This window comes from Streptomyces sp. S063, from assembly GCF_002832675.1.
Taxonomy (GTDB): Bacteria; Actinomycetota; Actinomycetes; order Streptomycetales; family Streptomycetaceae; genus Streptomyces; species Streptomyces sindenensis.
The window spans coordinates 491,468-513,489 of record NZ_CP021707.1 but is presented as its reverse complement, the minus strand read 5'-3'; the positions used below and the strand labels follow the sequence as shown (position 1 = coordinate 513,489).

The 22,022-nt window shown below is 72.2% G+C and carries 13 protein-coding genes and 6 pseudogenes; 9 read left to right on the top strand and 10 right to left on the bottom strand.

All coding sequences use genetic code 11. The features are described 5' to 3' along the window. The first annotated feature begins 112 nt into the window (after positions 1-112). A pseudogene (locus CCZ36_RS02405) lies at positions 113-2,079 on the top strand (acyl-CoA dehydrogenase family protein). A 100-nt stretch (positions 2,080-2,179) separates the two neighbouring features. Here the strand turns inward: CCZ36_RS02405 and CCZ36_RS34680 are convergent. The 3 genes and pseudogenes from CCZ36_RS34680 to CCZ36_RS02395 form a co-directional block, all read right to left on the bottom strand. Next, on the bottom strand, positions 2,180-2,332 hold the full coding sequence (locus CCZ36_RS34680) for an MFS transporter small subunit (RefSeq protein WP_164873477.1): 153 nt from the start codon (positions 2,330-2,332) through the stop codon (positions 2,180-2,182). After that, positions 2,301-3,621: pseudogene (locus tag CCZ36_RS02400) on the bottom strand (OFA family MFS transporter). Before CCZ36_RS02400 ends, CCZ36_RS34680 begins: the two are co-directional and overlap by 32 nt. 75 nt (positions 3,622-3,696) lie before the next feature. After that, complete coding sequence (locus CCZ36_RS02395; RefSeq protein ID WP_128816941.1) at positions 3,697-4,362, bottom strand: TetR/AcrR family transcriptional regulator; 666 nt, start codon at positions 4,360-4,362, stop codon at positions 3,697-3,699. A 143-nt stretch (positions 4,363-4,505) separates the two neighbouring features. Between CCZ36_RS02395 and CCZ36_RS02390 the strand changes: the two are divergent. Both CCZ36_RS02390 and CCZ36_RS02385 read left to right on the top strand, forming a co-directional pair. Further along, positions 4,506-5,493 (top strand): annotated as a pseudogene (locus tag CCZ36_RS02390) (oxygenase MpaB family protein). Positions 5,494-5,649: 156 nt separating this feature from the next. Continuing rightward, positions 5,650-7,921 (top strand): annotated as a pseudogene (locus CCZ36_RS02385) (protein kinase domain-containing protein). 42 nt (positions 7,922-7,963) lie between these two features. On the opposite strand, the pseudogene CCZ36_RS02380 reads toward CCZ36_RS02385, so the two are convergent. Both CCZ36_RS02380 and CCZ36_RS02375 read right to left on the bottom strand, forming a co-directional pair. Continuing rightward, positions 7,964-9,732: pseudogene (locus tag CCZ36_RS02380) on the bottom strand (siderophore-interacting protein). Next, positions 9,732-10,718 (bottom strand): ABC transporter substrate-binding protein, encoded by a 987-nt coding sequence (locus CCZ36_RS02375; protein ID WP_128816940.1) that lies wholly within the window; start codon positions 10,716-10,718, stop codon positions 9,732-9,734. Before CCZ36_RS02375 ends, CCZ36_RS02380 begins: the two are co-directional and overlap by 1 nt. A 137-nt stretch (positions 10,719-10,855) precedes the next feature. Here CCZ36_RS02375 and CCZ36_RS02370 point away from each other — a divergent pair, with 137 nt between their 5' ends. The 3 genes and pseudogenes from CCZ36_RS02370 to CCZ36_RS02360 all read left to right on the top strand — a co-directional run bounded on the left by CCZ36_RS02370 (position 10,856) and on the right by CCZ36_RS02360 (position 13,817). Further along, entirely contained in the window at positions 10,856-11,599 is a 744-nt protein-coding gene (locus CCZ36_RS02370) for a helix-turn-helix domain-containing protein (protein ID WP_128816939.1), read from the top strand. A 129-nt stretch (positions 11,600-11,728) separates the two neighbouring features. Further along, positions 11,729-12,787: an iron chelate uptake ABC transporter family permease subunit gene (locus CCZ36_RS02365; protein WP_128816938.1), complete on the top strand. Its 1,059-nt coding sequence runs from the start codon at positions 11,729-11,731 to the stop codon at positions 12,785-12,787. After that, positions 12,784-13,817: pseudogene (locus CCZ36_RS02360) on the top strand (FecCD family ABC transporter permease). The gene CCZ36_RS02365 and the pseudogene CCZ36_RS02360 overlap by 4 nt, the downstream one beginning before the upstream one ends. Positions 13,818-13,866: 49 nt before the next feature. On the opposite strand, the gene CCZ36_RS02355 reads toward CCZ36_RS02360, so the two are convergent. The 3 genes from CCZ36_RS02355 to CCZ36_RS02345 are packed head-to-tail and all read right to left on the bottom strand — an operon-like array spanning position 13,867 to position 16,840. Further along, positions 13,867-14,394 carry a GNAT family N-acetyltransferase gene (locus tag CCZ36_RS02355; RefSeq protein ID WP_069739653.1) on the bottom strand — a complete coding sequence of 176 codons (528 nt, stop codon included), beginning with the start codon at positions 14,392-14,394 and terminating at the stop codon, positions 13,867-13,869. Between the two features lie 54 nt (positions 14,395-14,448). Then, positions 14,449-15,966: a glycerol kinase GlpK gene (glpK, locus tag CCZ36_RS02350; RefSeq protein WP_069739652.1), complete on the bottom strand. Its 1,518-nt coding sequence runs from the start codon at positions 15,964-15,966 to the stop codon at positions 14,449-14,451. A gap of 28 nt (positions 15,967-15,994) precedes the next feature. After that, on the bottom strand, positions 15,995-16,840 hold the full coding sequence (locus CCZ36_RS02345) for an MIP/aquaporin family protein (protein WP_069739651.1): 846 nt from the start codon (positions 16,838-16,840) through the stop codon (positions 15,995-15,997). Between the two features lie 293 nt (positions 16,841-17,133). Between CCZ36_RS02345 and CCZ36_RS02340 the strand changes: the two genes are divergently transcribed. The 3 genes from CCZ36_RS02340 to CCZ36_RS02330 all read left to right on the top strand — a co-directional run bounded on the left by CCZ36_RS02340 (position 17,134) and on the right by CCZ36_RS02330 (position 20,132). Continuing rightward, positions 17,134-17,832 carry a hypothetical protein gene (locus CCZ36_RS02340; RefSeq protein ID WP_128816937.1) on the top strand — a complete coding sequence of 233 codons (699 nt, stop codon included), beginning with the start codon at positions 17,134-17,136 and terminating at the stop codon, positions 17,830-17,832. Positions 17,833-18,011: 179 nt separating this feature from the next. Next, entirely contained in the window at positions 18,012-18,935 is a 924-nt protein-coding gene (locus CCZ36_RS02335) for an AEC family transporter (RefSeq protein ID WP_069739649.1), read from the top strand. Positions 18,936-19,145: 210 nt separating this feature from the next. Further along, a complete protein-coding gene (locus tag CCZ36_RS02330) occupies positions 19,146-20,132 on the top strand; it encodes an alpha/beta fold hydrolase (RefSeq protein WP_128816936.1) in 987 nt (328 codons plus the stop codon). A 46-nt stretch (positions 20,133-20,178) separates the two neighbouring features. On the opposite strand, the gene CCZ36_RS02325 is transcribed toward CCZ36_RS02330, so the two are convergent. Beyond that, positions 20,179-21,279 (bottom strand): hypothetical protein, encoded by a 1,101-nt coding sequence (locus CCZ36_RS02325; protein WP_128816935.1) that lies wholly within the window; start codon positions 21,277-21,279, stop codon positions 20,179-20,181. A gap of 104 nt (positions 21,280-21,383) precedes the next feature. Then, the gene (locus CCZ36_RS02320) at positions 21,384-21,968 is read right to left on the bottom strand and encodes a TetR/AcrR family transcriptional regulator (protein WP_128816934.1); all 585 of its coding nucleotides are present in this window, start codon (positions 21,966-21,968) and stop codon (positions 21,384-21,386) included. Positions 21,969-22,022 lie beyond the last annotated feature (54 nt).

The following is a 22,022-nucleotide window of genomic DNA, read 5'->3' as shown; positions in this document are numbered from 1 at the left end:
CCGTCGGACCACGTACGCCCGAAATTCCTGCACATGGGGTCATCTGCCCGCCGGGCAGGGCTGACCGGGCCGGCGGACTGCTTGATCGTCCCCGGCGGGGTAGCGAATCGGTATGACCACTGACAGAACATCGCCCGCGACCGGCGGGTACGTACAGCCGGAGATCGACGTCCGGGCCCTGGCCGAGTTGCTCGACGGTGAGTACGCCGAGGTCCGTGACCTGGTCCGGGACAATCTGGTGACGTACGCCTCGGTGCTGGACGAGGCCGACGAGCTCGACATCGACGCGTACCGCGAGCGGGTGCGCGAACTCGTGGTCGAGATGGCGGCGACCGGCCAGACCGGCATGGGCTTCCCGAAGCGGTACGGCGGAGGCGGCGATGTCGGGGCCTCGATCGCCGCGTTCGAGACGCTCGCCTTCGGCGATCTGTCGGTGCTGGTGAAGGTCGGGGTGCAGTTCGGGCTCTTCGGTGGCGCGATCCTCCATCTGGGCACCGAACGCCACCACGACGTCCATCTCCCCGGCCTGATCACCGGCGAGCTGATGGGCTGCTTCGCGATGACGGAGACGGGCACGGCTCCAACGTCCAGGCGCTCGGCACCGTCGCGCGCTACGACGCCGACGCCCAGGAGTTCGTCATCACAACCGAGGGCGACCAGGCGCGCAAGGACTACATCGGCAACGCCGCCCGCCACGGCGAACTCGCGGTCGTCTTCGCCCAGTTGGAGGTGGTCGGGAAGTCCGAAGGGGTGCACGCCTTCGTCGTGCCGATCCGGGCCGACGGCGAGCCGGCGCCCGGGGTCCACATCGAGGACGACGGCCGCAAGATGGGCCTCAACGGTGTGGACAACGGGCGCATCCGGTTCGACGACGTGCGGGTGCCGCGCGAGGCGCTGCTCAACCGCTTCGCCGACGTGACCCCCGAAGGCGTCTACGAGAGCACGATCGACAACCCGAACCGCCGCTTCTTCACCATGCTCGGCACCCTGGTCCAGGGCCGGGTCAGCGTCGGCGGCGCCGGGGTCGGCGCGGCCAAGGTCGCCCTCGCGATCGCCACGAAGTACGCCCTGCGGCGCAGGCAGTTCGCGGCCGGCCCCCGGGGGGAGGAGCAGCTGCTCCTCGACTACGGACTGCACCAGCGGCGTCTGCTGCCGCTCATCGCCCGCACGTACGCACTGCACTTCGCCCAGGACGTCGTCCGCACCCAGCTCCACGACGTCTTCTCCGACCTGGAGGACGACCCGCAGGCGCGCCGTCTGCTGGAGGCCCGGGCCGCCGGAACCAAGGCGCTCGCCACCTGGCACGCCACCCGGGTGATCCAGGAGTGCCGCGAGGCGTGCGGCGGCGCCGGCTATCTCGCCGTCAACCGGTTCGCCGCGCTCAAGGCCGACAGCGACATCTTCACCACCTTCGAGGGCGACAACCACGTCCTGCTCCAGCTCGTCGCCAAGGGCCTGCTCACCGACTACGCGAGCGAGTTCGAGGACCTGGACCAGCTGGGCATGGTCCGCTACGTCACCAACCTCGCCGTCGAGACGGTCATCGAGAAGACGTCGGCCCACAAGCTGCTCGAACGGGTCCGCGATCTGCTGCCGGGCGGCGACGAATGGGACCAGGAGGCCGGTCTGCTCGACTCGGAGTACCAGCTCGCCATGGTCCGCTACCGCGAGGAGCACATGCTCGCCGGGGTGGCCCGCAGGCTCAAGGCCGGCATCGATCGCAAGCGTGATCCGGGCGCCGTCTTCTCCGAGGTGCAGGACCACGTCATCGCCGTCGCCCGCGCCCATATGGAGCGGCTGGTGCTGGAGGCCTTCGTCGAGAAGACGCGGACGCTGCCCGACGGCGGCAACAAGGTCGCGCTGGGCCTGTTGTGCGACCTCTACGCCCTGTCCACGATCGAGGCGGACCGGGCGTGGTTCATGGAGCACGGACGGCTGACCGTCCAGCGCTCCAAGGCGATCACCCGTGAGGTGAACGACCTCTGCCGCAAGATCCGGCCCCTGGCCGGCGGACTCGTCGACGCCTGGGGGATTCCGGACGCCATGCTGCGCGCCCCGGATCTGGTGGGCGGGGCCTGAACCGACGCCTCCCACGACCCCGGGCCCACGAGCCCGACGCCTGCCATGACCCCGGGGCCACGAGCCCGGGGCCGGCCGGAGAACCGTCGCGGCTGTACCGTCAGCCGGTGAACAACTGGGTGGCCTTGCGGATCAGTTCGTACAGCCCGTAGGCGAGCGGGGCGCCCACCCACAGCCAGGAGAAGGCGATCAGCGGCCGCCGGTCCCTCCCCGCGGAGACGTCAGGCGGACTCTGACTGCTGCTGTCGGACATCGGGCGCTCCCTTCTGCGAGGTGACGGCGGCGAGGTGGTGGGACGGGTGGACCGGGCGGACCAGTTCGTTGGCCACGAAGCCGACGAGGAGCAGGGCCATCATGATGAGGAGCGACGTCCCGTAGAGATCCGCGCCGTCCTTCCCGGCCTCCTCCTGCCGGTCGGCGATCCAGTTCACGATGAGCGGCCCCAGGACCCCGGCGGTGGACCAGGCGGTGAGCAGGCGGCCGTGGATCGCGCCCACCTGGTACGTGCCGAACAGGTCCTTCAGATAGGCGGGGATCGTCGCGAAGCCACCGCCGTAGAAGGAGAGAATGACCAGCGCGCACAGCACGAACAGCGGCTTGGACGAGTCGCCCACCAGGGCGATGAGCGCGTACATGAGCGTGCCCGCACCGAGATAGACGCGATAGATGTTCTTGCGTCCGATCAGGTCGGAGGTCGAGGACCAGCCGATCCGGCCGGCCATGTTGGCCGCGGACAGCAGGGCGACGAATCCGGCGGCCGCGGTCACCGACACGGGTGTCGAGGTGTCCGCGAAGAAGTCCGTGATCATCGGCGCGGCCTTCTCCAGGATGCCGATGCCGGCCGTCACGTTCATGCAGAGCACGACCCACAGCAGCCAGAACTGCGGGGTGCGCAGCGCCTGACGCGCCGACACCTGCGGGCCCGCGGCGGTGGCGCCGTCCGCCCGCTGTTCCTCCGTACGCGGACGCGGCACCCGTACCAGCAGGACGCCCAGCAGCATGAAGACGGCGTAGGACAGTCCGTGCACCAGGAAGGCCAGGGCGATGCCCCGCTGTCGCTGCCGAACGACTCCAGCATCTGCGCCGACCACGGCGAGGCGATCAGCGCACCACCGCCGAACCCCATGATGGCGATGCCCGTGGCCATGCCCGGGCGGTCGGGGAACCACTTGATGAGGGTGGACACGGGGAGATGTAGCCGATGCCGAGACCGACGCCGCCGACGAAGCCGTACCCCAGGACGATCAGCCAGAACTGCTGGGTCGCCGCGCCGAGTGCGGAGAGGAGGAAGCCGGAGGAGAAGCAGACGAGGGCGACGGTCATGGCCCATCGGGGCCCGCGCCGCTCGACGAGCGTGCCGCCGAAGGCGGCGGAGAGGCCGAGCATGACGATGCCCAGCTGGAAGGGCAGGGCGCTCTGCGTGCCGCTGAGGCCGAGCGCGTCCTCCAGCGGTGGCTTGAACACGGACCAGGCGTAGGCCTGGCCGATGGAGAGGTGGATCGAGAGGGCGGCGGGCGGCACCAGCCAGCGACTCCAGCCCACGGGGGCGATGGGGGACTCATGGGTCCCTCACCGTAGTGAGGGCGAATCCGGTTGAGAAGCCTGTTGGTTAAACTTTCACCTTGTTTGGTTCGAGTGACGGCCGTGCGTCTCGGCGACGCGTGAGAGGGATGCCTGCCGCCCGGATCCGGACGAGGTCGCCGCGAGCACCAGGTCCACGCAGTGCGCCTCCAGCCGCTCGCGCGGTACGTCGAGCGTGCCGTGCAGCCACCCTGCGAAGAGGTTCGCCAGACCGCCTACCAGGGCGTGCGCGGCCAGGCGGCGGTCGATGTCGTCCCCCGTACCGGCGAGCTGGCCGCCGACCAGGTCGGTGAAGGCCGGCATGAGCAGGTGACTTCGGGCCCCGAGCACCGGGTCGGCGAAGGGCTCCAGGAGCAGGAGGCGGCCCTTGTGCGGCGCGTCCAGGACCAGGGCGACGAAGGCGGAGACGGCGGCCCGGGCCCGGACCTCGTGCTCTGGATCACCGATCGCCACCGCCCCCTCCAGCGCGCTCCGCGCCTCGTCGGCGACCCTCTCGAAGGCGGCGAGGAGCAGGTCGTCGCGGCCCGTGAAGCTCTCGTAGAAATAGCGGTCCGTCAGGCGTGCCTCACGGCAGACGGACCGGACCGTGACGGCCGCGCACCCCTCCTCGCCGGCCAGGCGCTCGGCGACGTCCAGCAGCGTTTGCCGACGGGCGGCGCGACGATCGGCGAGCTTGGTGCCGCCCCAGCTCCGGTCCGTCAACTCCGGTCTCCCCAGGTTCTGTTCACGTAATCGATCACTGCTCAAGCACTTGACGACAGGTGTCCGCACATTCTAGCTTGACGACAGGTGTCATCAGATTGCTCTCTACGGCCTCGCAACGGAGAACCCCAGCGGAGGTACACGTGACAGCGTCACCGCACGGACCGCACGGACCGCACGGACCGCACGGACCGCACCCGACCGGCCCGAGAAGCCCCGAACCGCTCGGCCCCGATTCCCTCACCTGGCGTTGGTTCGGCGACTGGAGGGGCCTCCTCCTCGCCCCCTGGGCCGGATCGATGCAGAACATGCACCCCGAGCTCGGGGCGGGCGTCGCCGAGCACTCACGCTTCTTCGAGGAGCGCTGGGAGCGCCTCTTCCGCTCGCTGTACCCGATCGGGGGAGTGGTCTACGACGGTCCGCTCGCCGCCCGCACGGCCCGTGAGGTGCGCGGCTACCACGCCGCGATCAGCGGGACCGACGCGCACGGCCGCCCGTACCACGCGCTCGACCCGGGCACGTTCTACTGGGCGCACGCCACGTTCTTCATGCTCACCGTGCACGTCGCCGAGCGCTTCGGCGGCGGTCTCAGCGAGGCGCAACGGCGCACGCTCTTCGACGAACACGTCCGCTGGTACGCGCTGTACGGCCTCTCGATGAAACCGGTCCCCGGCAGCTGGGAGAAGTTCCAGCGGTACTGGGACCACATGTGCGCCGACGTCCTGGAGGACAACCGGCCGACCCGGGACGTCCTGAACATGCGACGTATCGCCCGGCCGCCCCTCCTGCGGTGGCTGCCGGCGCCCCTGTGGGCCCTCGTCCGCGTCCCGCTCGTCCGGGCAACCCTGTGGATCACGGTCGGCCTGTATCCGCAGACTGTCCGGGACCGCCTGGGGCTGCGCTGGACGCCCCACGACGAACGCCTGCTGTGGCTGCTGGGCCGGTCGGTGCACCACGCCTGGCGTTACGTCCCGAGCGGCACCGCTTCCACCCCCGCGCCCGGGCGGGCTGGGACCGCGAACGGGGCCGGTCCGCGCCGGCCCCGTGGAGACACCGGCCCGCAACCTGCCGCCCGAGGACCGGCGAGGGCTCCCGCAGCACTACGTACCGAGGGCCGGCCTTCGCGACTGACACGGCCGTGGGGCGAGCCCCGCCCCGGGCGTCCCGCTCCTTGTACGTCACCCGCTTGGCTCCGCCGTACCACCCTGCGGCTAGTTTGTGTGCAGCACGGATGAGCAGGCCCGTGGTGGTGGAGACGGACGCATGGGGGACGGGAGGTCGGGGAAGGTGTCGCTGCGCGGAGGTGATCCAGCCGAGATCGGCGGTTATCCGCTGGAGGAGCGGCTCGGTTCGGGGGGCATGGGCACGGTCTTCCTGGCCCGTACGAGCTCCGGCCGGCGCGTCGCGATCAAGCTGATCCACCAGCATTTCGCCGGGGACGACGAGTTCCGCATCCGGTTCCGCCAGGAGGTGGCCGCCGCACGGCGGGTGAGCGGAGCGTTCACCGCCGCCGTGGTCGACGCCGCCCCCGAGGCCGACCAGCCGTGGATGGCGACGACGTACATCGAGGGGCCCACGCTCGCCCAGCGCATCACCGACCGGGGCCCCTGAGCGGGCCGGAGCTGCGGAGCCTCGCCATCGGTCTCGCGGAGGCGCTGCGCGACATCCACCGGGTGGGCGTCGTCCACCGCGACCTGAAGCCCTCGAACGTCGTCCTGTCGGCCGAAGGCCCCCGCGTCATCGACTTCGGCATCTCGCGCGCCGTGGACCAGGAGACGCTGACGATGACCGGGCGGGTCATCGGTACGCCGCCCTTCATGTCGCCCGAGCAGTTGCAGGCGCCGCGCGGCGTGGGTCCGCGCTCCGACGTCTTCTCGCTGGGGACGCTCCTGGTGTACGCGGCGACGGGCCACGGGCCCTTCGACGCGGACAGCCCCTATATAACGGCCTATCAAGTGGTGCACGACGAGCCGTCGTTGGGCGCCGTGCCGGATGCCCTGCGAGCGGTCGTCGAACCGTGCCTGGACAAGGAGCCCGAGGGGCGTCCCTCGGCGGACGAACTCCTTGTGCTGCTGCGTGATCTGCCGGCCGACCTGGGCGGGAGCGCCACCGGCGGGCCGGGGGCGGGCCGCACCCGCGACATGCTCACCCAGCACCACCTCATGACACCAAAGACCCCGCCCCCGACCGCCCCCGCACCGGCAGCTCCGACCACGCCTGCCGCTCCCGACGCAGGCGGCACCGGCACCGCGACCGGCGGCCGGCTGCGGCGCCGGTGGCGGCCCGTCCTCGCGGCGGCGGTCGCGGTGGCGGCGATCGGCGGGGGAGTCGCCGCGCTGACGACGAGCGGTGGCGACGGGAACGGCGACGGCACGGACAGCCGGGGCGCGGAGGCCGGCCGGAGTGCTGCCGCGCCGGGCGGCACCCTCCCGGACGGCTTCGAGCCGTGGCGTACGACCGTGCCGGGCGGCCGCGAGGACATCCCCGACGAGCTGCGCTGCGTCGCCCGCGACGACGCGCTGTTCTGCGGGGGCGGCGGTGTCGTCGCGACCCGGGTGAACCCGCGGACGGATCGCGGGTGTGGACCGCGAAGAGCCCGGGCGTCCCCGTCCAGGGGATGCACATGGTGGGCGCCACCGACGACACCGTGATCGGCTACCGCATCGCCGACCAGGATGCCCCGCAGGGCCCGCCCACCGAAGTCGTGGCCCTCGACGCGGACAGCGGCGAGGAGCTGTGGTCCACGCCGTCGGGCTCCCAGTCGACGGCTGTCACCGGCCGGACCCGGGACGCCGTCGTGGCCGGCTCCGCCGTGGTGACGGTCGACGCCTCCAACTCCCGCTTCGAGGCCCGGGACGCGCACAGCGGCGAGGTCGCCTGGACGGCGCCGTTCCCCGCCGGCACCCAGTGCGCGCCCGTACCGGAGGGCCCGAGGCTTCTCGCGATGTGCGCGACCGACGCGGAGGTCGACGCCCTCGATCCGCGCGGCCCCACCCTGCGTACGCTCGCCCTCGACTCCGGGGAGCTGGGCAGGCCCATCACGGTCGAAGGGCCCGCCGTGCCGGTCGGCGACACCGACGGTTCCCTCGTGCTTCTCTCCCCGTCCTACGAGGGCGCCGCGCGCGTCGGGTACGACGGGTTGGCCCGCGTCGACCCCGCCTCGGGAAAGGTGACGTACTCCCGGTTCGACAAGGTGTACGACGGCACGCCCGGTATGGCGGACGGCACGGTCCACCTGAGCGGGCAGACGGGTCTCGTCACGGCGTTCGACTCCGCGACGGGCCGGAAGAAGTGGGAGCGGCAGACGGGCGTGGAAGGCGCGTCGGGGCCCGCCGAAGGCGACGGCGCGGTGTACTTCAGCTCGGCCAGCGGCCGGGTCGTCGCGCTGTCGCCGAACGACGGAAAGACGCTGTGGTCGACGGACCCGCGGGCCGACGGGCTGGCGGGGGAGGAGAACGCGAGCCCGCGCGTGACCGTCGCGGGACGTGCGCTGTTCGTGGCCGCGGCGAAGAACACCCTCTTCGCCTTCGACGCGCGGAAGCCGCCGAGGTCGAACTGATCCGGCGGCTCCCCGCCCGCCCCACCCCCGTACGAGCGGCTTTCAGTCCCGGCGCAGGACCGTGGCCTCCGCGCCCCAGCCGAGTGCGAGGGTCCGTTCGACCCGCCAGCCCGACCGCTCCGCGAGTACGGCGATCGCGGCGGAGTCGCGCAGCGGGCTGCCGGTCGCGGTGAACGCCCGCAGCGCCGCCTCGGCCGCGTGCGGGCTCAGCCCGTCCGGGCGCGAGGCCTCCACCAGCACCGCCGTGCCGGTCCACCCGGCCAGCCGCGCCAGGAGCCGTACGGCCTCCTCGTCGGTGCGGTACGCCAGCGCCTTCGCGGCGACCGCGACATCCGCGGGGCCCGCCGTCCAGTCGATCCGGTCCGGTGCCGGAACGTGTCCGCGCAGCACCTCGGCCGGTGCGCCCTCCTCCGCGATCCGCAGCCGCGGGCGCCGTCCGGCGTCGTCGAGAGCGGCGGCCATCGAGGCGCTCCCCGGACCGGTCAGGAGGCAGGTCCCGACGCCCTCCCAGAGGGGATCGGCCGTCAGACCGGCCAGCAGGAAAACCAACTGCTCACACTCCTCGACCAGTTCGCCGTAGCGTTCCGCGTCGTGGGCCACCGTGTCGTGCAGGGTGGCGCCCGATGCGCGCCGCCACGGCGACGTACCGTCCCGGAGTGCCGGGGCGAGGTGCGCGAGGGCGAGCAGCAGGTCGGCCTCGTGGCCGGTGTACTCCTCGCGCCCGTGGTCGTCGAGGAGTTCCTCGCCCGCCGCACCGAGACGCAGCCCGCCGGCGTCGGCGTCGACGACCACGCCGTACGCGGCGAGCAGCGGCAGCAGGACGGCGATCCCCGGACCGGGCACTCCCAGCCGGGCCGCGAGGGCGTCGGCGGACAGCCCCGGCGCATCGGCCACCGTGTCGACGACACCGAGCTGCAACGCGGCCCGGGCGGCCAGCCACGCCAGCGGCGACGGGAGACCGGCGGGGGCCGGGGCAGCGCCCGCGTCCGCCGCGGCCTCCGCCTCCGGCGCGGCGGGCTCCTCGCGGTGCCAGTAACCCGTGATGTTCACCCGGTCCTTGGGGAGCTTCCGCTCCCGTTGGAGATACCGGCGTACCGGCAGCAGCGCCCGGCTCTCCGCCGCCGCCCAGACGTACCCCTCGCCCGGCGGCGCCGGCAGTGCGCGGACGGCCGACTCCAGCGCCGCCGCGTCACCCGGTTCAGCGAGGACCCAGGTGACCGTGTCGTCTCCGCGCAGGGCCAGGCCCTGGCGTGCCGCGTCGTCCGAGACGGTCACCAGGACGTGCGCCGGGGCGTCGAGGGGGCGTTCGTCGAGGAAGCGGCCGATCGCGGGGAGAGCCGTCTCGTCGCCGACGAGCTGGATCCAGTCCAGCCGTTCCGGCAGCCGGAGCGAGGACTTCGGGCCGACGAACCACAGTTCGTCGCCCTCCCGGGCCGCGGCGGACCAGGACTCCGCGGGCCCGTCGCCGTGCACCACGAAGTCGAGATGGAGCTCTCCCGCGTCGAGGTCCACCCGGCGGGGCGTGTAGTCGCGGGTCAGCCGGTGTTCGGCCGGGGTCCACTCGATGCCGTGCGGCAACTGGGCCGGGAGCGCCGCCCGGACGTCCCCGTCGGCGGCCATGATCAGCTTGATGTGGTCGTCGAACCCGGGCGCGGCGAAGGCGGGGTGGTCGATCCCGTCACGGGTGAACGGCGCGAGGTCCGCGCCGCCGAGGACGACGCGCCGCATCCGGGGGGTCACCTCCTCGACGCGGAGCACGGTCACCCGGCGCAGGACGAGGGGTGTGTCGTGTACGCGCGCTGGGGGGCCATCAGGAGAACTGCTTCTCGACGAGGTCGAGCAGGGCCATCGACTCGTCGTAGTCGCCGCGCAGCACCCAGTGCGGCAGGTCGTAGGCGCGGTTCGCCCTGAAGGCGGGCAGCGCCTGGTAGACGGGGTTCTTCTGCAGGGTGGCCACGTCGGTCGTGTCGGCGTTGAAGCCCATCACGAACACGGACGGCTGGGTGATCGTCTGGCCCACCTTCTCGGTCGACAGCTCGAACATGTCGCCGCCCTGCCCGTACACCGTGAAACCGCCGTCGGCGAAGACCGGGGCCGGCTCGATGCCCACCTTCTTCAGCTCGGTGGGCAGACCCACGCTCTCCACCAGGCCGAAGGCGGTGCCGTCGCCGGTGAAGGTGAGGAAGGAGACCGGTCCGGCCGGCGGTGTGATCGCCTGCTTCACCTCGTCGATCCGCTGGTCGTAGGCGGCCACGTGCTGCTTGTAGACGTCGGGCTTGCCGAAGACGTCGTCAGCGAGGAAGGAGAACTGGGCCCGCCAGTCGCCGAGCTTCTTGCCGACGAGGACGGTGGGGGCGATGTCGGAGAGGTCGTCGTAGACCTTCTCCGCCTGGAACAGCGGGAAGCCGATGCCGCCGCCGACGATGAGGTCGGGGTCGAGGGCGAGGATCGCCTCCAGATCGAAGCCGTCGACGCTCCACGGCAGGAACGTCGTGCCGTCCTCCTTCGCCTCCTTCGCCCAGTTCGGGGAGAACTCGCCCTTGCCGTCCGCGTCCTCGGGGATCGTCGCCGTGACCGGCACGTCGAGGTCGTAGAGGTACCCGGCCAGCGCGTGGTTCAGCACGACCACCCGCTTCGGCTCGGCCGGCACCTTCACCTTGCCGTAGTCGGTCGTGACGGTTCGGGTCTTCGCGACGGACGCCTTGTCCCCGTCGCCCGACGGGTCGGAGGCCGAGCAGCCGGTGAGGGCCAGCGCGGCGACGACCGCGACGGCGAGAAGACGGGCAGGAGCAAACATGGGACCTCATGAGACTGGGCAGGCTCGACCGTTCGAGCTGTTGGTAAGGTGAGGCTAACCTCGCTCGTTCCGCTGCGCCGATCCGCGTACGACATCGTCGGTGACGGACACGACGCATCGCACAACGGGAGGCAGGTTTGCCGACGACATCCCTCGGCACCGTGGTCGCCGAGAACGCCATCCGCTTTCTGGGGCACGACACGCACCAGCACGACGAGCCCCATCTCGTCTACGTGGTGACGGGCAACGCCTGTCTGACCGCCGAGGGCGAGGAGTGGCGGCTCGGTCGCCACGAGGCGCTCTGGCTGGCCCCACGCGTGCCGCACGCACTGCGCATCGAACTGGGCGGCATGGCGCTCGGACCCTTCCTCGACCCCGCCGACCAGCCACGATGCCGGGTTCAGCCGCTCGGGGCGGTGTCCGCGCTCACCGAGGTCATGACCACAGCACTCGGGGCCGCGCCGACCACACCGGAGCAGGTCGAGCCGTTCCGGCAAGCGCTCGGGCGGGTGCTCAGGGGCATCTCCCGGCAGTACTTCCCGGTCGTCCTGCCCGTCCATCCCGCCGTCCGCGCCCTTGCCCGCGAGGCCCTGCGCACCCCCTCGGCGACCCTGGAGAGCCTCGCCGAACGGCACCGGATGAGCGCCCGTCAGGTGCAGCGCGTCTTCCTCGACGAGACCGGACTGCCCTTCACACGGTGGCGGAACCGGGCCAGGATGAACGCCGCCGTCGAACACCTCCGCGGTGGGGGTGAGCTGACGGCGGCGGCCAGGGCGGCCGGTTACGCCACCCGGGCCGGGCTCCTGCGGGGGCTGAGCCGCGAGTCGGGAGTGCCGGTGAGCGAGCTCACCACGGACGCGGTGGGGGCGCTCGGCGGCTGAAGCCGGGGGCGCCGGGCCGTGGGCAGCCCGGCAGTTCACGCGGTCCAGCCGTCCAGCGGTACCTGTACGTCGATCACGCACGGCACTCCGGCCTGTCCGGGGGGCGGGTTGCTCAGGGAGAACAGACACATGGCACAGGCGCTCGCGCATACGGCCGCGCCACACCCCGCCGCTCCGTCGAGGTCGTCCCGTCGAAGGACGCGCCGGCTCATCGGGCTGGGCGTCGCCGTCGGCGCCCTCGTCGTGGCGGTGCTGCTCAGCGTCGCGATCGGTTCGGCGCTGCTCCCGCTCGACGTGGTGTGGCAGGCGCTGACCGCTCCCGACGGCTCCGCCTCGCACGCCACGGTCGGCGGCGCCCGCGTGGACCGTACGCTGCTGGGCATCGTCGTCGGCGTGTCCCTGGGCGTGGCGGGAGCGCTGATGCAGGCCCTCACCCGCAATCCGCTCGCCGACCCGGGCGTCCTCGGCGTCAACGCCGGGGCGGGCTTCGCCGTCACCCTGGGGGTCGCCGTCCTCGGCGTCACCCGCATCGAGCAGTACCTGCCGCTCGCCCTCGTCGGCGCCGTCGTCGGATCGGCGTTCGTCTACCTCGCCGCGAGCGGCGGACGGGGCGGGCCGACCCCGGTGCGCCTCACGCTCGTCGGGGTCGCCTTCACGGCGGTCCTCGTCGGCATCTCCCAGACCCTCGCCCTGATCGACACGGAGACCTTCGACCGGATGAGGTTCTGGGGGGCGGGCACCATCACCGACCGCCCGGCGGGCACGGCCGGTGACATCCTCCCCTTCGTTCTGGCCGGTCTGCTGGTCGCCGTGCTCTGCGCCCGCCCGCTCAACGCGATCGCCCTCGGCGACGACGCGGGACGGGCCGTCGGGCTGCGGGTCGGCGCGGTGCGATGCGGTGTGGTGGTCGCGGTGGCCCTGCTGTGCGGTGCGGCGACGGCCGCGGCGGGCCCGCTGATGTTCGTCGGCCTCATGGTGCCGCACGCGGTGCGGTGGCTCACCGGCCCCGACTGGCGGTGGATCCTCCTCTTCTCCGCCGTCCTCGCCCCGGTGATCGTGCTGATCGCCGACGTCCTGGGCCGGCTGATCGTGATCCCCTCCGAACTGCAGGTCGGTGTCATGATGCCGCTCATCGGCGCTCCCGTACTGATCCTGCTGGTGCGCGGAAGCCGGGTGAAGGAGCTGTGAGCGGCGCGTTCGTCATCAGAGCGGGTTCTCTGAGCCTGCGCGCGTCACGCCGCTCGGCGGTGGTCTGCGGACTGCTGGCGGCCGCGCTGATCGCCCTGGCGCTGTGGGCGTTCACCCTCGGCAGCTACACGCTGAGCCTCGGCGACCTGATGTCCGTCATGACCGGTACCGCCCGCGACAGCGTCCGCACCGTCGTCCTGGAATGGCGGGCCCCGCGCATCGTCGCCGCCATGGTGTTCGGGGCCGCCCTGGCGGTGGGCGGATCGGTCTTCCAGTCCTTGACCCGCAACCCGCTCGGCAGCCCCGACGTCATCGGCTTCACCACCGGCTCCTACACCGGCGTCGTCCTCATGCTGCTCGCGGGCGCGACCAGCTACTCGGCCCTCGCGACGGGCGCGCTCGCCGGCGGGCTCATCACCGCGTTCGCCGTGTATCTGCTGGCGTTCCGGCGCGGTGTGCGGGGCTTCCGGCTCATCGTCGTGGGCATCGCGGTCGGGGCGCTGCTCTCCTCGGCCAACACCTGGTTCTCGGTGAAGGCCGATGTGGACACCGCGCTGCGGGCCGCCGTCTGGGGCGCCGGTTCGCTGAGCGCCATCGGCTGGCCCGCCGTGCTGATGTCGTCGGCCCTGGTGGCGGCGGTCGCCCTGGTTGCCCCGGTGCCCCAACGCCGGATGCGCTGGCTCGAACTGGGCGACGACACGGCGGCGATGCTGGGCGTACCCGTCGAGCGTACGAAGCTGCTGCTGGTGGTCCTCGGCGTGGCCGCGACCGCCGCGGTGACCGCGGCGGCGGGCCCATCGTCTTCGTGGCCCTGGCGGCCCCGCAGATCGCCCGGCGGCTCACCGGGCGCGGATCCACCGTCGACCTCGCCGGTTCGGCGCTCGTCGGCGCGCTCCTGCTGCTCGGCGCGGACATCGCTGCGCAGCACGCGATCCCCGGCGTGGTGCTGCCGACCGGCGCGGTCACGGTCTGCGTCGGCGGGGCGTATCTGCTGGTGCTGCTGGTACGGGAGTCGCGCCGGGGGGTCTAGGTGGTCCGTGCCGGCCCGAGGCCGGACCGGCCGCCTGCTCGCGCCCGGGTCAGTCGCCCAGGATCCGCTCCCACAACAGCCCGTCCCGCCAGCCCCCGTCGAGGAAGATCGCGGCGTGCGCGACACCGTACGGGGTGAACCCGTTGCGGCGCAGCACGCGTTGGGAGGGCAGGTTCTCCAGGTTGGTGGACGCCTCGGCGCGATGCAGGTTCAGCTCTTCGCGCATGACGCGGAGGGCGAGCCCGACGGCGTTTCCGGCGTGGCCCCGGTTCTGGGCGACGGAGGCGATCCAGTAGCCGAGGGAGCCGCGGCGCAGGTGCGGCTGCGGCAGGATGCCCCCGATGGTGATCTGCCCGATCACCTCGTCACCGGCGAGCACCGCACCCGGCCAGACCGTACCGGCCCGGTGCCCCGCCAACAGGCCCTCGATCCGCTCCGCCTGGCCCTGAGGGGTGAAGAAGTCGTCCGGCTGGGCCGGTTCCCACGGGCGGAACGCCTCGGCGTCCCGTACCCGGTGGGCGGCGATCGGGGCGGCGTCGGCGGGCTCTATCAGGCGGATGCTGGTGGTGCTGGGCATGGGCCGGTCCTCGTCGGGATGGCGGAAGGGACCGGCCCAACCTATGCGAGCGCGTCAGGGCACCTTCACCCAGTCGAGAGTGCGTTCCACCGCACGTTTCCAGCCCGCGTAGCCCTCCGCGCGCTGCTTCTCGGACCACTGGGGCGACCAGCGCTTCGACTCGTGCCACTGGGCGCGCAGCTCGTCGGTGTTCTGCCAGAAGCCGGCGGCGAGCCCCGCCGCGTAGGCGGCGCCGAGAGCGGTCGTCTCGGCGACGACGGGACGGCTGACCTCGACGCCGAGGACGTCCGACTGGATCTGCATGCAGAGGTCGTTGGCGGTGACGCCGCCGTCGACCTTGAGCACGTCGAGATGGACCCCGGAGTCCTGCTCCATCGCCTCGACCACATCGCGGCTCTGGTAGCAGATGGCCTCCAGCGTGGCCCGCGCCAGGTGGGCGTTGTCGTTGTACCGGGCCAGGCCGACGATCGCGCCGCGGGCGTCGGAGCGCCAGTACGGCGCGAACAGGCCGGAGAACGCGGGCACGAAGTACATCCCGCCGTTGTCCTGGACGCTGCGGGCCAGCTCCTCGCTCTCCGGCGCCGACTTGATGATCTTCATCTGGTCGCGCAGCCACTGCACCGCGGATCCGGTGACGGCGATGGACCCCTCCAGGGCGTAGACCACCGGTTCGTCGCCGAACTGGTACGCCACCGTGGTGAGCAGGCCGTTCTGCGAACGGACCAGCTCGGCTCCGGTGTTGAGCACCAGGAAGTTGCCGGTTCCGTAGGTGTTCTTGGCCTCGCCGGGGGAGAAGCAGACCTGGCCGACGGTGGCCGCCTGCTGGTCGCCGAGGACACCGCCGATGGGGATGGCGGCGCTCAGCGGCCGGGAGGTGCGCGTGGAGCCGTAGGCGTCGGGGTGCGACGAGGGGTTGATCTTCGGGAGCATCGCCCGGGGGATGCCGAAGAAGTCCAGGAGTTCCTCGTCCCAGTCGAGTGTCTCCAGGTTCATCAGCATCGTGCGGCTGGCGTTGGTCACGTCGGTGGCGTGGATGCCGCCGTTCGGGCCGCCGGTCAGGTTCCACAGGACCCAGGCGTCCGTGTTGCCGAAGATCGCGTGACCGGCCTCGGCCGCCTCCCGCACGCCGTCGACGTTCTCCAGGATCCACTGGATCTTGCCGCCGGAGAAGTACGTCGCCGGTGGCAGCCCGGCCTTGCGGCGGATGACCTCGCCCTTCCCCGAACGCTCCAGGTTCGCGGCGATGACGTCCGTACGGGTGTCCTGCCACACGATGGCGTTGTAGTAGGGCCGCCCGTTGCGCGGGTCCCAGACCACCGTGGTCTCCCGCTGGTTGGTGATCCCGATGGACACCAGGTCGGTCGGTGACAGGCCGCCGTGCCGCAGGGCGTTCTGGATCACCGAGTTGGTGCGCTCCCAGATCTCCACGGGATCGTGCTCCACCCAGCCGGAGCGGGGCAGGATCTGCTCGTGCTCCAGCTGGTGCTTGGCGACCTCGTTGCCGCCGTGATCGAAGATCATGAATCGAGTGCTGGTGGTCCCCTGGTCCACCGCGCCGATGAAGTCCGCCATGATGTGCTGCCTCTCCGGGCGCTGGGGTTCAGTCCTGGGACGCCGGGACCCGGCCCGGCGGTTCGGGTTCGGCGGACGGCAGGAAGCGTCCGACGAGGAACTTGTAGAGCCCCGCGCCCAACAGGCCGCCGAGCAGCGGGCCGATGATGGGGACCCAGAAGTAGAGATTCCCGTACTGGTCCCGCCACGCCCCGCCGTAACCGGTGAGGAAGCTCGCCAGCCGGGGGCCGAAGTCACGGGCCGGGTTGATCGCGTACCCGGCGTTCGTTCCCCAGGCCATACCGATCCCGACCACGACCAGACCGATGATGAACGGGCCCATGTTCGAGCCGGGCGGGGTGTTCAGCATGTCGGTGATGGCCAGGATCAGCAGCAGCAGGATGGCGGTGCCGATGATCTGGTCCCGGAACGCGCCCCACTCGTGCACGGGCAGCGCCGGGTTGCCGTTGGCGGGCAGGGTGGAGAACACCCCTTGCGTCTTGATGGTGTGTCCGGGGTCGGCCTTCGCCAGCGCCTCGCTGTAGTTCCAGCGGACGATCAGCGCGGCCACGAACGCCCCGGCGGTCTGCGCCACCGCGTAGGGGGCGACCTTCTTCCACGGGAACCCCTTGAACGCGGCCAGCGCCAGGGTCACCGCGGGGTTGAGATGGGCCCCGCTCAGCCGCGCCGCCACATAGACGCCGAGCGTGACGCCCAGCCCCCACGCCCAGGCGATGCTGTCGTGGTCCCCGAGCCCGCCGGCCGGATCCGTCAGGGCTCCGCCCGCCACCACCTGGGCCACGACACCACAACCGAAGAGGAGGAGGATCATCGTTCCCGCGAACTCCGCCGACAACTCGCCGACCAGTCCGGACTTCTTACGTAGCTCAGCCATGGAAGCTCGCCCTCCGCCGACGGCGCCGGCTGTCGACTATCCGAGCAGTGTCAGCAGGCTAAGACGATTCGGCGAAAGGGGCATTTCGGGTGATACGAACGCGTCGCGTCGGTCGTGCTGCCGTCGGTGAAGGCGGCGCTCGGCCGGTCGGGCGAGGAGGGGGTGCTGATACCGACGGCCCCGCGGGTGGACGGAGCGGGGCGTTCCTCGTCATCCAAGCTACCGATCGGTAATCTGATGGCTTCTCCTACGTCTCCACGACCCACCCGGTCTGAGCCCGTGCAGGAGTATGCGTGCACGACCCGACCATCAACAGCGACGACCTGTCCTTCGACTTCGGGCTCACCGGCCTGGGCGGCTCGTTCCACGGCGACTGGGTGCTGTTCGCGGCTGACCAGTGGGACCACATCACCCAGTGGTGCGGGCCGCCCGACGCGCAGGGCGTCGGCCGCCGTCTCCTCCTGGCCGACGATGTCCGGCGGCTGGTGGAGTCCCCGCTCACCGGTGCCGAGCTGAACGCCTTGTGGCGGCTGACCGACAGCAACGCCCTCGACGGGAGCCCGGAGATCGGCGGCCGGGAGCGCGATTGGCCGCGACGGGCCTCCGCGCTCGCGGGAGGGACGGCGGCGCCGCACCGCGGGGGCGCCGGTGCGGCGCCCTGCGCACGGGGAACCGGCGGCCCGGAGACCGACGAGGGTGTCTCCTCGCCGACGTACGCGCATCGGCTGCTGACCGACGACGTCAAGCAGCTGATCGACCGGCTCGACCCGTGCCGGGACGCGGTCGGAGTCACCCTGCCGCAAGCGCGCGACGCGCTGACGCGCTGCGCGGAGGAGGTGTGTGCCGAGATGGCGTTCCGCTTCCTGCTGCACGGATTCGAGGCGTTCGGGTCCTCTGTGCCCCGGGAGCTGTACGGCCGGCTGGAACGTGTCGGTGAGCGGTTCGGCTACGGCCCGCATGTCGTGGACCGGGTCCACCACTTGACGGAGTGAGCGTCCAGGCAGCTCCGGCATCGCCCCGGAGCCGCCGGGTCGGACCATCCACCCGACCGGTGGCCGCTCCCCCGCCTCAGGGGCGCGGCCACCGGTCTGAGACGCTGTCCCGGCAGGCACTCGACCAGGCGTTCCAGCCGGTGGTGGCCCACCGCGTCTGGTCCACCCGCAAGGAAGACATGCAGGGAGTTCTCACCGGGTTCACGGTGATCGCCACCGTCATCGCCGTCGGGTACGTCATAGGGCGTCGCGGTTACCTCGGGCAGGACGGCCGCACCGTGCTGACCCGGCTCGCCTTCAACGTCGCGACTCCGGCCCTGCTCTTCACGATGCTCGCGGGAGCCGACCTGTCCGTCGTCCTGTCGCGGCGACTGCTGGTCACGGCCATCGCCACCGGTGCCGCGGCCGCCGTGTTCGTCGCGGTGGCCGGGCCGTTCCTGCGCTGGGACGCCGGACGGGTCACGATCGGCGCCCTGTGCTCCAGCTATGTCAACGCCGGGAACCTGGGCATCCCGATCGCCGTCTACGTACTCGGCGACGCCTCACTCGTCGCGCCGGTCCTGCTGCTCCAGCAGATCGTGGTGACCCCGCTGGCCCTGACCGTCCTCGACCTCAGCCGCCCCGGTGAGCCCGTGTCGGTCCTGCGGCGGCTGACCACCCCCCTGCGCAACCCGATGGCGATCGGATCGCTGTCCGGGGTGGCGGTGGCGGCGTCCGGCCTGACCCTGCCCGGCCCGCTGCTCGAACCGCTCGTCCTCATCGGCAACATGTCGGTCCCCGCGGTCCTTCTCGCCTTCGGGATATCCCTGCGCGGCGCCGAAAGGCCCGGCCGTGGGCAGGACCGGGGTGCGCTGTATCTGTCCGCGCTGCTCAAGACCGTCGCCCAGCCGCTCGTCGCCTGGGCCGTGGGCGCGGGCCTCTTCCACCTGCGGGGCGAGGCGCTGCTGGACGTCGTCGTGATCGCGGCACTCCCGGCAGCCCAGAACCTGTTCACGTACGCCTCGCACTACCGGGTCGCCGAACGGTTCGCGCGGGACTCCATCCTGCTGTCCACACTGCTGTCGGTGCCGGCGCTCATCACCGTCGCGACGCTGCTGGGCTGACGGCCCGCCACCCGAGCGGCGCCGTAGTCGCCGACGAGGCACGCGGGTGCCTGACCCGGCGACATCCCGGCAACCGGAACGAGGTCCTGATCACCGAGGACGCACCTGTCCGGCAAGTTTGCCGGAATGGCAACGCCGATGGCGCCGGGCGACCGCCGCGCCGCATGATCGGTCGGTATCCGCAGGCCGCCCGAACCGAGGAGAAGCGCCATGGGATCCGAGCCGACCACCGTCCTCCGCCACCGCACCGTCGAGACCCCGGCCGGGCGCCTGCACCTGGTCGAACAGGGCAGCGGCCCCCTGGTCCTGCTCGTGCACGGTTTTCCCGAGTCCTGGTACTCCTGGCGCCACCAGCTTCCGGCCCTGGCCGCGGCCGGTCACCGGGCCGTGGCGATCGACGTGCGCGGGTACGGCAGGTCCTCGAAGCCCGCCGCGGTCGACGACTACCGCATGCTCGACCTGGTGGAGGACAACGTGGCCGTCGTGCGCGCCCTCGGCGAGGAGAGCGCGGTGGTGGTCGGCCACGACTGGGGCTCCACCATCGCCGCCACTTCCGCGCTCCGCCACCCGGAGGTCTTCCGCGCGGTCGGCCTGCTGAGCGTTCCGTACGCGCCGCCCGGCGGCCCCCGTCCCACCGACGTCTTCGGTCGGATCGGAGGCCCCGAGCAGGAGTTCTACGTCTCCTACTTCCAGGAGCCCGGCCGCGCCGAGGCGGAGATCGAGCCCGATGTACGGGGCTGGCTCGCAGGCTTCTACGCCGCTCTCTCCGCCGACACCATGCCGGCCCGGGGCGAGCCCGACCCGCACTTCGTCGCCCGCGGCGGGCGGCTGCGCGACCGGTTCCCCACCGGTCCGCTTCCTTCCTGGCTCACCGAGGGGGACCTCGACGTCTACGCCGGGGAGTTCGAGCGCACCGGACTCACCGGCGCCCTCAACCGCTACCGCGCCATGGACCGCGACTGGGAAGACCTCGCTCCCCACCGCGGCGCCCCGATCACCCAGCCCGCCTTGTTCATCGGCGGCACCGAAGACGCGTCCACCACCTGGATGGCCGACGCCATCGACGCCTACCCCACCACCTTGCCCGCCCTGTCCGGCTCCCACCTCCTCGAAGGCTGCGGACACTGGATCCAGCAGGAACGCCCCCACGAGGTGAACGACCTGCTGACCGGCTGGCTCGCCACCCTCCAGGGCTGAACCCCGCAGGCCGCCCGCCCGGCCCGGCGGGCCGGACGGGCCGGGCTCAGGAACGGGTGGCGGTGTCGCAGCCCCCGTCGTCGCCCTTCCGCATCCGCTCCTCGATCGGCGTGCTGCGGTCGTACGGGTCGACCGCCGGGCCGTCGCCGCCGGCGGAAGTGGTGCGGTCGGCGAGGAACGCGGGGACCAGATAGCCGGTGTAGGTGTCGCAACCGCCGTTGGTGGTGTCCACCTTGTAGGAGACGAGGGAGAACGTCCCCGGCTCGATCACGATCTTCGCCGGGTCGTCCCAGCTCATCACCACCTCGCGGCGCACGATGGTGCGCGCGACCTCGTCGTCCCCCGAGGCGCGCATGACCGGATAGACGTAGGTGACGTCGGTGGAGACCACCACCGCGCCCTTCTCGCCCTCCCGGAAGGTGACCCGGCCGCGCGTCTTGACCACGTCCCCGACCGGCCGCACATCGGCGGGCCGGAAGCGGCTGAACAGCAGGAGGGGGTCGCTCTCGCGGTCCGGCGCGCGGAACGCCTTCTCCAAGTAGCCCTGCACGTCCGCCTGGTGAGGGTTGATGAGCGTCATGGCCTCCGTGGGCCGCTCGCCGCGCAGTACGGCGGGGTCGAGGCTGGAGGCTGCCAGGAAGTCCCGGGTGCGGTCCAGTGCCGTGCCGACCTCCGCCTCGCTCATCCAGCCGGTCGCCCGCGGCGCGGGCAGATGGATGCCCGCCGCGCCGTCGGCCCACCGGGCCGCCGGGGATCCGGCGAACGGCTCGTCCCGCGTGGGAAGCGGCCCGTCCGCCTCCTGGGCGGGCGGCCCGTCCGGGCGCTCCGACTCCGCGGCGAGGGGCAGGGTGTCCACCGCGTCCCCGCCGTCGAACCAGCCGACGATCCGGCCGGGGGCGAGGGCCGCGGCGACCAGCAGGGCCACGACGACCGCGAGGCCGACCGCGTACCAGCCCTTGCCGCGCCGGGGCCGGGGCGGCTGGTGCGTCCGCCACCCCTGCGGCGGCTCGGGCTCCTCCTGGAGTCGCCGGGCCACCATCCGGGCCCGCGCAGACGGTTCCTGGGGCGCGCCCGGGCTGCCGGCCTCGGACTCCCTCAGGAACCGCTCCCACTCCTCGTCCGGTACGGACGCCCCACCCTCGCTCAACTCACCGCTCCCGTCGCTGTTTCCGCGCCCGGCCCCTCCCCAGGCCCGCGCAGCTCACGGGGCATCATCACATGGCCCTGCGACAGCGACGGCGGGCGGTCCGGTCACCCGCCGGGCGCCCCCGTGCGCAGCCCGTCCATGACGAGATCCAGGAGCCGGCCAGCTCTCGGCTCCCAGTCCTCCTGCGGATCGATCTGCCAGAGACCGGCGATGGCGAGGAAGAAATCGTCCGGCGTCACCCCCGGGCGGATGGCGCCGGCGTCCTCGCAGGCGCGGAGCAGGGTTCCGGCCGCCTCCATGACCGGGGTGGGGCCGGGCCTGGCGGGTCCGCCCGGCGCGCTGGTCACCAGCCGGATCGCGTCCGCCAGACCCGCCTTCGTCATCGCGAAGCGGGCGAGACGGTCCATCCACTCGCGCAGGGCCCTCTCCGGCGGCCGGGTCCGCAGCAACTCGCAGGCCGCGTCGGCGACCTGCTGCATCTCGTAGCGGTAGACCTCAAGGACCAGCGCCTCCCGGTGGGGGAAGTTGCGGTAGAAGGTGCCCTGCCCGACCCCCGCCTTCTTGGCGATCGCGCTCAGCGGGGCGTCCGCGCGCAGCGTCAGTTCGACCGTGGCCACCCGCAGGATGCGCTCGCGGTTGCGCTGAGCGTCCGAACGCAGGGCGGTGTCCTTCTTCGGCTGCTGGGACACGGATCCTCCTCGGGGGTGTGGCCGGACTCGGGATGCGTGGCCGAAACCCGTCCT